This window comes from Flavobacterium sp. B330r (genome assembly GCF_056824325.1).
On the sequence record NZ_CP124860.1, the window covers coordinates 2447793 to 2460273 of the forward strand.

General features: G+C 33.1%; 15 protein-coding genes. 11 read left to right on the forward strand and 4 right to left on the reverse strand.

Translation table 11 applies throughout. The annotated features are described in order from the left end of the window. Positions 1–81: 81 nt before the first annotated feature. From QLQ95_RS11040 to QLQ95_RS11080, 9 genes are all read left to right on the forward strand, one after another. Positions 82–867: an RHS repeat domain-containing protein gene (locus tag QLQ95_RS11040; RefSeq protein WP_482503817.1), complete on the forward strand. Its 786-nt coding sequence runs from the start codon at positions 82–84 to the stop codon at positions 865–867. Then, positions 868–1323, forward strand: coding sequence for a hypothetical protein (locus QLQ95_RS11045; protein ID WP_482503819.1), 456 nt, complete (start codon positions 868–870; stop codon positions 1321–1323). A gap of 46 nt (positions 1324–1369) precedes the next feature. Further along, positions 1370–1813, forward strand: coding sequence for a hypothetical protein (locus tag QLQ95_RS11050; protein WP_482503820.1), 444 nt, complete (start codon positions 1370–1372; stop codon positions 1811–1813). 216 nt (positions 1814–2029) lie between these two features. Then, entirely contained in the window at positions 2030–2896 is an 867-nt protein-coding gene (locus tag QLQ95_RS11055) for an RHS repeat domain-containing protein (protein ID WP_482503821.1), read from the forward strand. Further along, complete coding sequence (locus QLQ95_RS11060; protein WP_482503822.1) at positions 2880–3623, forward strand: hypothetical protein; 744 nt, start codon at positions 2880–2882, stop codon at positions 3621–3623. The genes QLQ95_RS11055 and QLQ95_RS11060 overlap by 17 nt, the downstream gene beginning before the upstream one ends. Positions 3624–3703: 80 nt before the next feature. Then, positions 3704–4129 carry a hypothetical protein gene (locus tag QLQ95_RS11065; RefSeq protein WP_482503824.1) on the forward strand — a complete coding sequence of 142 codons (426 nt, stop codon included), beginning with the start codon at positions 3704–3706 and terminating at the stop codon, positions 4127–4129. Positions 4130–4404: 275 nt separating this feature from the next. Continuing rightward, entirely contained in the window at positions 4405–5064 is a 660-nt protein-coding gene (locus QLQ95_RS11070) for an IS1 family transposase (RefSeq protein ID WP_482503826.1), read from the forward strand. Positions 5065–5177: 113 nt separating this feature from the next. Continuing rightward, positions 5178–5339 (forward strand): Lrp/AsnC ligand binding domain-containing protein, encoded by a 162-nt coding sequence (locus tag QLQ95_RS11075; protein WP_482504060.1) that lies wholly within the window; start codon positions 5178–5180, stop codon positions 5337–5339. Positions 5340–5437: 98 nt separating this feature from the next. Then, positions 5438–6784 (forward strand): deoxyguanosinetriphosphate triphosphohydrolase, encoded by a 1347-nt coding sequence (locus tag QLQ95_RS11080; RefSeq protein WP_095928204.1) that lies wholly within the window; start codon positions 5438–5440, stop codon positions 6782–6784. A 59-nt stretch (positions 6785–6843) separates the two neighbouring features. Here QLQ95_RS11080 and QLQ95_RS11085 read toward each other — a convergent pair whose 3' ends face one another. Genes QLQ95_RS11085 through QLQ95_RS11100 form a run of 4 tightly spaced genes read right to left on the reverse strand, consistent with a single transcriptional unit; the run spans position 6844 to position 11166 of the window. Continuing rightward, positions 6844–7845 carry a DUF3078 domain-containing protein gene (locus QLQ95_RS11085; RefSeq protein WP_095928045.1) on the reverse strand — a complete coding sequence of 334 codons (1002 nt, stop codon included), beginning with the start codon at positions 7843–7845 and terminating at the stop codon, positions 6844–6846. A gap of 34 nt (positions 7846–7879) precedes the next feature. Further along, positions 7880–9667 (reverse strand): 1-deoxy-D-xylulose-5-phosphate synthase, encoded by a 1788-nt coding sequence (locus tag QLQ95_RS11090; RefSeq protein ID WP_482503828.1) that lies wholly within the window; start codon positions 9665–9667, stop codon positions 7880–7882. A gap of 51 nt (positions 9668–9718) precedes the next feature. After that, positions 9719–10360, reverse strand: coding sequence for an energy transducer TonB (locus tag QLQ95_RS11095; protein ID WP_320493385.1), 642 nt, complete (start codon positions 10358–10360; stop codon positions 9719–9721). Then, a complete protein-coding gene (locus QLQ95_RS11100; protein WP_482503829.1) occupies positions 10360–11166 on the reverse strand; it encodes an energy transducer TonB in 807 nt (268 codons plus the stop codon). The genes QLQ95_RS11095 and QLQ95_RS11100 overlap by 1 nt, the downstream gene beginning before the upstream one ends. A 60-nt stretch (positions 11167–11226) precedes the next feature. On the opposite strand from QLQ95_RS11100, the gene QLQ95_RS11105 reads away from it, so the two are divergent. Then, positions 11227–11670 carry a nucleoside deaminase gene (locus tag QLQ95_RS11105; RefSeq protein WP_320493383.1) on the forward strand — a complete coding sequence of 148 codons (444 nt, stop codon included), beginning with the start codon at positions 11227–11229 and terminating at the stop codon, positions 11668–11670. Positions 11671–11681: 11 nt separating this feature from the next. After that, on the forward strand, positions 11682–12314 hold the full coding sequence (locus QLQ95_RS11110; protein WP_482503831.1) for a hypothetical protein: 633 nt from the start codon (positions 11682–11684) through the stop codon (positions 12312–12314). Positions 12315–12481: the final 167 nt, after the last annotated feature.

Here is a 12481-nt window from a genome sequence, read left to right on the forward strand (position 1 = left end):
ACTTTTAATGGCTTTTTGTTGAGGTTTAAATAACAATCTTTGAGTTGTTTCATTTTAAAATTATGTAGTTATAAAAAGAAAATGCACGGAAGATATACCAAGCATATTTATATTGGAAGCCAAAGAATAGTTTCTAAATTAGGAGATTTTGATTCTTACGGCGCAGATCCGAGAAGATTAGAGAAAGCGGGAGAATCATTCTCAGGGGTTAAGGTAAATTATGATGCGAAATACAAGAAATCTTTAGAAATTGTAAAAGCGAATTATGATACTTTTGAAGTGCCATATTATGGCTTGGACAATAACGATTATGTAAATGGAGTAGGTTTCTGTTGTAATCCTTCTGGGGAAGCTAGTTCTTCTAGTTCTGGCAGTACTACAGGAAAATTAATGGCAGGTAAAAATGACAATGCAGAGTTGCAACAATTCTATTATCACCCTGATCATTTAGGAAGTTCTTCGTATATTAGCAACTTAGATGGAGAGGTTGTACAACATGTTGAATACGTGCCTTTCGGGGAAGTTTTCTTGGAAGAAAAGAATGCTAAGTGGAATACACCGTATCTTTTCAATGCTAAAGAGTTAGATAGAGAGACAGGATTAGTCTACTTCGGTGCAAGATATTACGATCCAAAAGTTAGTGTTTGGACATCTGTCGATCCGCTGGCAGTTTATAATCCTGTAATGGAATCTCAATTTTATTATAATGGAGACCATAATGGAGGAATGTATAATCCTGGAAATTTAAATACTTATGGCTATTGTTATCAGAATCCTGTTAAATATGTAGATCCTAATGGGAAACAAGTTGATTTCGGAGCACTTTTAGGGACGTTCCAGCTAGGTGCAGAAGCTACAATACTTTAGATGGCATATCCAAACTGTGGTGGTGAATGTAAGTCTTGGTTCAAAAGTAATTATATTGGACCATCTACTTCCCCATTGTCTGCAATGGAGCAAAGAAAAACGGGTGTAGAGCCAGTTGATGAAGTAGATTTAGCTGCATTTAATCATGATGTCGGCTATGATAAAATAAAAGCTGCTGGGGTTAAAGGGGCAGTTTATGATTTAGTAACCTTACCTGCAGATGAGAAACTGCTTGCAGATTCAAGACAAGTATTAAAAAATGCAAGTGACGGAAAGAAAGATAAAATTACGGGAGATGATATTTCTTTGCCTACACTTGCTCGAGCAAAAGCAGTTATTAGGGCATTTGAACCATTAGTAAAACAAAAGCAAATTAGAATTGATGCAGCTATAAAAGCTGATATAGTTGGAGAAAAAATAATACAAGTTTTAGTACAGCCTATTGTTTGGGAATAACTTTTTGGTGCAATTCATTTTACTTAAAACATTGTATATATTTTTTATGAGAACAATTTATAAAATATTATTAATAATTATTACACCACTATTTGTTATAGTAATTTCATATTTTACGTTTATCTATTTTTTTACAAAAGAGCCAAAACCAATTAAAGTATATACTTTTCCTATATCATATAATGAATTAGAAAGAAGAATACAGAAACAAATGACAAAAAAAAACAATCTTAATACTACTTTTAAGAATAGCGCTTATACAACTAGATATATAACTTTAGGAAAAGATTGTGATAGCTATTTCTTTATAACTAATTTAGATAAAAACAAATCTACAGAATATAAAGGGGCTTGGATTGAACTTCAAGCTGTAGTAGATTCTAATTTTAAAATGATTGATGTTTTTTATAAAAACAAAGATGAATATCCTGACAAAATAAAAGTATTTAAAGAAGGCTTTATTGATAAATTGGGTCATGTATCAGATTAGGTATTTTATATAAATCAGCTTTACAGCTTATTGTAATAAAGAAAAGTATTAATTTTTAAAAGAAAGAGACAACCTTCGGGTTGTCTTTTGGTTTTTTAAGGTTTTAAAACGTTTAAAAGAAAGATATTTTATGTCTTATAGTGTTGTAAACAAAACTTTTAAAGGTTTTTAATATTAATCAATATTGCAATATTTGTTTACGACAAAAACGGTAACATGATTTATGTAAATACCGAAGAAGTAAAAGTAAACGGTCAGGTTGCTGAAAAAGCTCAGGAAAAGAAATTTATCTGGGACGAAGAAAACCGTTTAGGGGCGATTGATATTAATGGTTACGTGAGTAACTACACTTATGATGCAGGCGGAGAACGCGTAACAAAAATGTCAGGAGGAGGACAGGGAATATTTGTAAACTCTGTTTTTGCTGGAGGTAAAACTTCTACGAGTGATTTTACACTTTATGTGAATCCATATTTAGTAGCGCAGAATGGAGGAAGATATACCAAGCATATTTATATTGGAAGCCAAAGAATAGTTTCTAAACTTGGGGATTTTGATTCGTACGGTGCAGATCCAAGACGTTTAGAAAAAGCAGGAGAATCGTTTTCAGGGGTTAAGGTAAATTATGATGCGAAATACAAGAAATCTTTAGAAGTTGTTAAAGCAAATTATGCAACATTTGAAGTTCCTTATTATGGTTTGGACAATAATGACTATGTAAATGGGATTGGATTCTGTTGTAATCCTTCTGGGGAAAGTTCTAGTTCTTCTAGTTCTACAACAGGAAAGTTGATGGCAGGTAAAAATGACAATGCAGAATTACAGCAGTTTTATTATCACCCTGACCATTTGGGAAGTTCTTCGTATATTAGCAACTTAGATGGTGAGGTTGTTCAACATGTCGAATACGTGCCTTTCGGGGAAGTTTTCTTGGAAGAGAAAAATGCCAAATGGAATACGCCGTATTTGTTTACGAGCAAAGAACTTGACAGAGAGACAGGACTTTACTATTTCGGGGCGAGATATCAGGATCCTAAGCTTGGGAATCTTTATATCGGTCGATCCATTGGCAGAGAAGTTTAAAGGAGTAAGTTCTTATGCTTATGCTTTAAATAATCCTGTCAGGTTTACTGATCCCGATGGTAAAGCCCCAAATGATATCATTTTATGGGGATGGGATCCTATCTCAAAAAAATACAGACAAACTCTTGTTATGAAATCTAATATATATAACATAGATTATTATTCAAGAAATATTTTAGCGCCTATGGCTCCAGTGAGCATGGCACCAATGGAACCGACCGTTATGTATGGACTGGATTTATGGGCTACGCTTACAGGGAAGCCAGATGCAGTACGATTTAATGTTGCAGCAGAATTGCATGCTGGAGGGGTCAATGTAGGGGGGACATTGGGGATTGTTACTCCTCTTCAAGGTCCTGATAAAGGAGGATTATTCTTTTATAGACCTTCTGGTGAAAAAGGCTTTAATATTGGATTTGAAAAAGCCAGTTATTCTCTTGAAATTAGTGCAGGATTAGGCGCAAGTTTAATTTATAAATCAGATAGTAATTTTGAAAAATTTAATAGATATACTTTTGAGGGGCTTGAAACTTCTATAGGGGTTAGCCGTGGTATTTTGAATGGGTCATTATTTGTTGCAGCTGATCAATCTTATTATGGAATTTCTGCTGGATTTGGCAAGTCTAAGGAGGTTTTTGGAGGAAAAAGAGATAATAAAAGTTTTGAATTATCTGGAGCTAAATTAATAAAAGATTTATCAATAGAACCAGGACCTAAAAAAGATTAATTATGTATAAATTTTGTTTATTATGCTTGTTGTGTTTTTTAACGAGCTGTTGCAGTACTAGGGATAATATTAATAAAGAAATGTTAGATTCTATATATGAAATCAATATTCAAAATCGAGCTTTACATAGGTTTGGAGGAATTGAAGAAATTAATATTAAAGATAAAAAAGAAATAGCTTCTATTTGTAAAGAATTAATTTCATTAAAAGAAGAGAACAATCTGCAAACAAGACCTTTTGAAGGAACAATTCTTATACGATTTTTAAAAAAGGATCAATATGGAATGGGGGAGTATATTAATAGCTTAACGACAGGTATTATTCTTAAACCTAATAGTGAATATTATATAGATTTTTCTACAGGTCAATATGTATCAGATCATTTTTTGGCTAGGATTTTAAAATATTTAGAAATAGATGAGAGTAAAGTTCCTGCATTAGATGCCTATAGAAAAAAGCAATTAGAGAAACCCGCTCGTGAGACAAAGCAAATCGACAAAGAATAAAAGAATTAAACGCTTTACCCCGCTCTTCGAAGAGTTCTAATGACAAAGTTATGCGCTGTGCGAATGTCCCCGCTCTCCGAAGAGTTCTGCTGAAAGGCTGTGCGCTGTGCGAATGTCTCTGACTTCCCGGTAATGTATCAGATTAGGGCATTTATAAGAAAATATGCTTTTAAGAGCATTAGAGTAAAGAATGAATATTAATTTTTATAAAAAATGAGGCAACCTTAAGGTTGCCTTTCTTATTTTTCAAGCATTGAAAAACTTATTAAGTGTACATGGATGTAGAGTGTAGATTTTGCGGAGGAAAATGTAATAAAAATGGTTGTCAGTCTAACGGAATTCAGCGTTATAAATGCAAGGTTTGCAAAAAGAAACAACAATTGAATTATAACTATAATGCCTGTCAGAAGGATGTTGATCAGCAGATTATTTTATTTACAAAAGAAGGTTTGGGAATACGAAGCACTGCTAGGGTTCTGAAAATTTCTACAACAACTTTGATCAAACGCATCCTATTAATTTCAGAAAATTGTACAAGACCTATCTTGAGTTTAGGTAAGATTTATGAAGTAGACGAAATGAGAAGTTATATAAAAAGTAAAGATAAACTAATATGGATTGTCTACGCACTAGAAAGAGAGTCGGGAAGAGTAGTTAGTTTTAATGTAGGCAGTAGAACCAATAAAACATTAAATGTAGTTTTAACTACTTTGAAGTTATCACAACCAAAAGCGATTTATACAGATAAACTGAAGCATTATAAATATCTTATCTCTTCAGGAATTCATAAAACAAAACAATTTGGTACAAATCGTATAGAAAGAAAGAATCTTTCAATGCGAACACATTTAAAAAGACTGAATAGAAAAACAATTTGTTTTAGTAAAAGCAAGAAAGTACTGACTGCTATTCTACAAATCTATTTCTGGCTATAAAATACCAACAAAATGAAGCCGAACCGAATCAGAACTAATATTCGGCCTTATTTGTTGACATAAAAAACAAAAACTATTTAAAGGTATTAAGTCAAATTATAGAATGTTAGAATATTGCTGGCGATTACGATTTTATGCTCAAGATCTTAGTGCAAGAGATGGCTAGTTATCAGGATTTTGTAATGAATAAGCTGTCAATGATTGAAAACATTGGAAAGACGAACAGTATTTTTGTAATGGGAGAAATCAAACACAGCACCGCTTTAGAATTTTAAAGCAGAAGAAAATCCTAAAATAAAACGTATTTTTGAAATCTAAAATCAGCAATTTAGATCAAAAATCTAAAATCGTTAATCTACAATCAAAAATTAAAATGAACTGGGAACAACTTTTATCATTAAAACGTCAGGGGGATACAAGCAAAAGATTACGTGTAGAACAAGATGATACTCGTCTAGGATTTGAAGTCGATTACGACCGAATTATATTCTCCGCCGCTTTTAGAAGTTTGCAAGATAAGACACAAGTTATTCCGCTTTCTAAAACCGATTTCGTGCACACGCGTTTAACGCATAGTTTGGAAGTTTCTGTTGTAGGGCGTTCGCTTGGGCGTTTGGTTGGAAAGAAAATCATTGAAAAGTACCCTTATTTAAAAGAAGTTCATGGTTATCATATGAACGATTTTGGCGCAATTGTAGCTGCGGCTTCTTTAGCGCACGATATCGGAAACCCGCCTTTTGGGCATTCTGGCGAAAAAGCAATTGGCGAATATTTTGCTATCGGAAATGGTCAGAAATATAGAAATCAGCTAACAGATAAGCAATGGCAGGATTTAATTGATTTTGAAGGAAATGCAAACGGATTTTCAGTTCTAACCGCAAGCCGCCCTGGAATTGAAGGCGGACTTCGTATTTCGTATGCTACTTTGGGGGCTTTTATGAAATATCCGAAAGAGAGTCTTCCGAAAAAGCCGACCAATAATATCGCTGATAAGAAATACGGTTTCTTTCAAACAGATAAATTATTCTTTGAAGAAGTTGCCAAAGATATGGGAATGATTGCCAATAAATCTGGAGACGATATTGGTTTTGAAAGACATCCTTTAGCGTATTTGGTTGAAGCGGCAGATGATATTTGCTATACGATTATTGATTTTGAAGACGGAATTAATTTAGGTTTGGTTTCTGAAGATTTTGCTTTAGAATATCTGATTAATCTCGTAAAAGATAATATTGGGGTTTCTAAATACAAATCGTTAACTACAAAAGAAGATCGTATCAGTTATTTGAGAGCTTTGGCAATTGGAACTTTAATTAATGATGCTGTAAATGTTTTTGTTGAAAATGAAGAAGCAATTCTGGCAGGAAATTTTCCGTATGCTTTAACAGATAAAAGTAAATACAAAGCGCAGATGAATGATATTATCAAACTGAGTGTTGAAAAAATCTACCAGAGCAGAGAAGTAATTGAAAAAGAAATTGTAGGTTACCAGATTATTCAAACGCTGTTGGATAAATTTATTACAGCATTTAATAATAAATATGATGGAACTGCCTCCAACTACGATAAGTTGATTTTGAAAATGCTTCCAGAAAAACATCATTTAGAGAAAACAAATTTATATGAGCGCCTATTGCATATCTGCCATTATGTTTCGCTCTTAACAGACGGAAATGCGCTTGAACTCTATGAAATGATTCAAGGACAAAAAAAGCGTTAAATAAAAAAGCTTCTTTCAGAAATATTCTAAAAGAAGCTTTTTTATTTTTATTGATTTCTTTATTTGAAGGCATAAACCAAACCAACGCCAAGAACTTGTTTTAACTGCATTCTTGGACCTTCAGTAACTTGACTTTTTGTTCCTGTGGCAGGATCAATAACGTCTTTTTTGTTTTTAATGTCATCATCGTAAATTAAATGAACGCCAATGTTTGCTTTGACATAAGCATTTACAACCAAATCTAGACGTGTGTCATAATCAATGTCGACATTTCCGAATCGATTTAAATAGTCAGTATATAAGGAAAGTCTGTTTTCGTAAAAAACATTTTTATAGATTTCGTTTTTCATGTAGGCAGTAAAAAGGATACCAAATTCGGCTTTTACCTTTTGACCTTCTTCAATCAAAATTTGCTGGGTTGGATCTAAAGGATCTGGCGCATAAACGGCTTTTTTAACACCAAAAGAACCTTGGTTTGCCAAATTTTGATCTAATACCAATGTAGTCTTTAAAGTAATTGGTGAGAAATAAAATGTTCTGTTTTTCTCTTTATTTGAATTTTCTGCTCCGGCTCCTAAAAAGACATATGCTGGTGCAAAAGGTCTAGAAATAGGAACGTCTCGATTAGGATAATTGTAACCGTTGGTAAACTGCGTATTGAAGTTAAACTTTGCTGAGTAGTACCAATTTGAAGCGGTATCTTTTCTAAAACCGTAAGTAGAGTTCAATTGAATCGCATCATCCGTTTTTCTCGTTTCAATATCTTCTTGTTTGTTTAGACCATATTTCATAATAAGTTCGTTGAACCATTTATGATTTCCTTTCAAATAAGTTCTAGAGAATTCTCCTTTAAATAATCCAGAGATAGAACTTGTTCCCCCCGCGCTCCAGTTTACAAAAGCTATTTGTGAAAGGTCAAAACCAAGTTGGTTTTTTTCTGTCCAGTTTGAAGGCGGTTTAGGTGCTTGATTGGGGCTTAGAGTTGTTTGTATAATCTGGGCAAAGTTATTAGAAGTACACAAAAGCAATAATAGCAAAAGGGTAGAACGCAATAATTTCATTATAGGTAATTTTTGTTTTGGTATCGCAAAATAATTATTTTGAACCGTTAGAAAAAAGATTTATTAAATTTTTAACGTCAATTTTACACAATTGTTGTAATTGATTTACTGTTCCATGCTCAATAAATTGGTCTGGAACACCCAAAATTTCAATCGAATTTTTAAAATTATTTGATGCTGCAAATTCTAAAACAGCACTTCCAAAACCACCATTTTTAACTCCATCTTCGATTGTAATAATGTTTTTAAAAGTTTTAAATATAGTGGTTAATGTATTGTTATCTAGTGGTTTAATAAAGCTAAAGTTGTAATGGGCAATCTCATCTGAATGGGTAGATTCTTTGAGGGCTTCTATAACATTATTTCCAATTGTTCCGGTCGACAGTACCGCAACTTTTGTACCATCTTTTAAACATTTTGCTTCACCTAAATTAATTTTTTTGTAATGTCCGAAATTTTCTACTTCCCAATTTGGAAGTACGCCTCGACCTCTTGGATATCGAATTGCAATTGGATGATCTAATCCAAGTTGCGCAGTATACAAAACGTTTTGAAGTTCAATTTCGTTTAAAGGCGCATAGATAATCATATTCGGAATCGAACGCAAGTAGGCAATATCAAAAACACCATGATGTGTTGCTCCGTCTTCTCCAACTAGACCTGCTCTGTCCAAACAAAAAATAACAGGAAGGTTTTGCAGCGCCACATCATGAATTACTTGATCATAGGCGCGCTGTAAAAAAGTCGAATAAATATTGCAGTAAACAATCATTCCCTGAGTTGCCATACCAGCCGCTAATGTAACGGCATGCTGTTCGGCAATTCCAACGTCAAAGGCGCGATCTGGCAATTCGTCCATCATAAATTTTAATGAACTTCCAGAGGGCATTGCAGGCGTAATTCCGATTATTTTTTCATTCTTTTTAGCTAAATCTAAAATGGTCAAGCCAAAAACATCTTGATATTTTGGAGGGAGATTTTCTTCCGATTTTGAATGAATTTCGCCAGTCGAAGCATCAAACTTTCCAGGCGCGTGATATTTTACCTGATTTTCTTCAGCCTGAAGCAAACCTTTTCCTTTTGTAGTTACGATATGAAGGAATTTTGGGCCTTTAATCTTTTTTAAACGTTTTAATTCTTTAATTAATTTCGGAAGATCGTGACCGTCTATTGGTCCCGAATAATCAAAATTTAAAGACTTTATGATATTATTTTGTATTGGATTTTTTCCGTTTTTGACAGAAGTCAGATATTGTTTTAAAGCGCCAACACTGGGGTCAATTCCGATTGCATTGTCATTTAGAATAACCAAAATATTAGCATCGGTAACTCCAGCATGATTAAGTCCTTCAAACGCCATTCCGCTTGCAATAGAAGCATCGCCAATTACAGCAATATGTTCTTTGTCAAAATCACCTTTTAGCTTAGAAGCAATCGCCATTCCTAAAGCTGCAGAAATTGAAGTGGAAGAATGCCCAACGCCAAAAGTATCGTAAACACTTTCGCTTCTTTTAGGGAAACCAGAAATACCTTCGATTTGCCTATTGGTATGAAAGTTTTCTCTTCTTTCGGTCAATATTTTGTGCCCATAAGCTTGATGTCCAACATCCCAAACCAATAAATCATCGGGGGTGTTAAAAACATAATGCAAAGCAATTGTAAGCTCTACAACGCCCAAGCTTGCCCCCAAATGCCCTTCTTTTACAGAAACGATATCAATAATAAATTGACGAAGTTCTTGAGCAACCTGAGTAAGCTGTTCTTCTTTTAAAAGACGTAAATCGGTCGGATTGTATATGTTTGAAAGTAAATCGCTTTTCATTGTATGGTAAAAAGCAAATTTACGGTTTTAAATTTAATTTCTCTGTGCGTATTATTTTAGAAGAATAGGCACAGAATATTGCATTCTGACTTTTTTTCCGTTTGATTCGCCTGGTTGCCATTTAGGACATAAGTTTAAAACCCTTATAATTTCTTTTTCTAGAGGCTCTTCAACAGGCGGCGAACATTCAAGAAATGAAACACTTCCATTTTTTTCTATCGCAAAGGCAAGTGTGAAATTGAGTTTCCAGTAATTCACATTTTCTGGTTTTTTATATTCTTTCATGAAGAAAGTATGAAATTGATCAATACCACCAGGAAATTCGGCATTGGTATTCGAAAGAGGTTTTAGAGTTGAAGAAGAAGCATCATCTTTTTTTACTTTATCAGATTTTGAAGATTTGTTATCATCAACTTCTCTAGAGGCTATTGTTGTTGTTTTTTTTATTTTAAGCTGCTCAATTTTTGATAAATCTGATGGCACTTGATCTGTTTTTTTTGTACTAATTGCAGTTGCATCTAAAGCTTCTGGTTTTGCTGTCAAAGTATCTTTGGCAACCTCAATACTTTTAACTTCCTGCTGTTTATTTTCTTTGTTTTGACAACCGAAAAAAACTACAGCCATAACTACATACAACGTTGGCAAAAACGATTTGCGATTTATATAAGTAGTTATTTCATGTTTTATTTTCATTATTTAAGTGTAATTGGCAAAATGAAAGTTGATCGAACAAATTGATTGTTTACTTTTCCAGGAATCCATTTTGGACCAGATTCTAAAACTTTAATAACTTCTGCTTCATTTGCTGATGATGTATTTTTTGTTACATTGAAATTACTTAAAGTGCCATCTTTTTCTACAACAAATAAGATTGACATTTTTAACTGTTTTGAAGCCTTATAATTTTTTGTAAAATAAGAATAGAATTTTTTCATTCCATCTTTTGGAGAGGGTACTATATCTAAATCATTTGAACTAAAAACGACATCATATTTCAAAGGTTTTTCAGTCATTACAAGTACTCCAGTTGTGAATCCTTTAGAAAGTTCTCCGACATATTTTGCTTTTTTAGGTTCAAATTGATGTCCATAACATGCCGGAACAGTTTCATTTTCATCTTGATTTTTCTCTGTGTTCACAATTTCGACCTTATGGATTCTGTTTTTGTTTCCATCTTTGTCCGAACAACTAAATAGAGTTGTTCCCATAGCAATAAATAAAGCGAGCAGAAATATTTTATGGTATTGTGTTTGCGTATGTAAAATTCGACTTGGAATTTGAATTATTATGGTTTCTAGTTGCGAGTTTTTAAATCTCCCACAAACCCCTTCATTTTTATTTTGAGTAAAATAGTGCTGAATTTCTTCTGGAGACATCAAGGTAAAATCAACAACAGTTTTTGAACAGCTCATGCAGAAACGACCATTTTCATTTGGCGTCATTTTGTTCCATTCTTCAGAGCATGGTTCAGGAATGCTGATTTTGTAATTTCTTTCCATATTCAGATATCAAAGATTAAATGTAATAAAAATAAGTTCTAAAATCCTATTTTTGCAATTATGATAAATCCTTTTACAGACGAATATTTTATGAAAAAAGCTTTGCAGGAAGCAGAAAAAGCCTTTGAAAGAGGCGAAATTCCTGTTGGCGCTATAATTGTCGTTGCAGATAAAGTAATTGCAAGCAGTCATAACTTAACCGAATTATTAAATGATGTTACAGCTCATGCTGAAATGCAATCTATCACAGCAGCAGCAAACTTTCTAGGCGGAAAATACTTAAAAGACTGTACCCTTTATGTCACTCTTGAACCTTGCCAAATGTGTGCGGGCGCTTTGTACTGGAGCCAGATTTCTAAAATTGTTTTTGGCGCAAGAGACGAACAACGTGGGTTTATCAATATGGGAACAAAATTGCACCCTAAAACGACTGTTGTTTCTGGGGTAATGGCTAATGAAGCTGCGGATTTGATGAAACGTTTTTTCTTAGAAAGAAGAAAATAAAACTAATTATCATGACAGATTTTTCAAGAATAAAAAAGCTTTTTGGCATTACTGAGCCCAATGGTTTTACCGAAAATGAAATTAAGGTTATAAAAAATATTTTTGGAGATCTTCCAGCAGTTTTTGTTGATTACTATAATGAATTGGGGAAAATTCAAAATTTAAATCAGACCCAAGATTTATTGATTGTTCCAGAACGTTTTCAATATTTTAAGCACAATGATTATTTGATTTTTTACTATGAAAATCAACGGGCTTGTGTTTGGGGAATTCATAAAGACGATTTGTCAAAAACGAATCCGCCAGTTTACATGAGTTATGATGAAAAAGAATGGAATTTGGAAACAGAGAACTTGACAGACTTTTTTACTGCAATGGCTTATCTTCAGGCTGGTTTTGCGTTAGGGTTTACTTCTGATTGTTTTTACGAAATAGACGATGAAGGTTTTCGCTTTATTGCTACGAATTATAAAAATAAAATTGTTTCTTTTACGCAATGGGCAGATGGAATAAATTTCTATGGAAATCATGATGATGATGTAATTATAGTAATGAGTAACAATCAAATTTTTTATTCATCGGGTACAGAAGAACACTTTTTAGAAATGGATAAAGTTATATCAAAATTAGGTTCTGAGCTTTGAGAGCAATGATAAAACTTCAACAAAAGTTAAATAATCATATTAGAGAATTTTCTTCTTAAAGGATTCGGAAAATATTTTACTTTTATAATAATTTAATTACGTTTTTGCTGTTAAGGCTTTTGACGGTAAATTGTATTAAATTCTTAGTTTATTAACCAATTAACTCT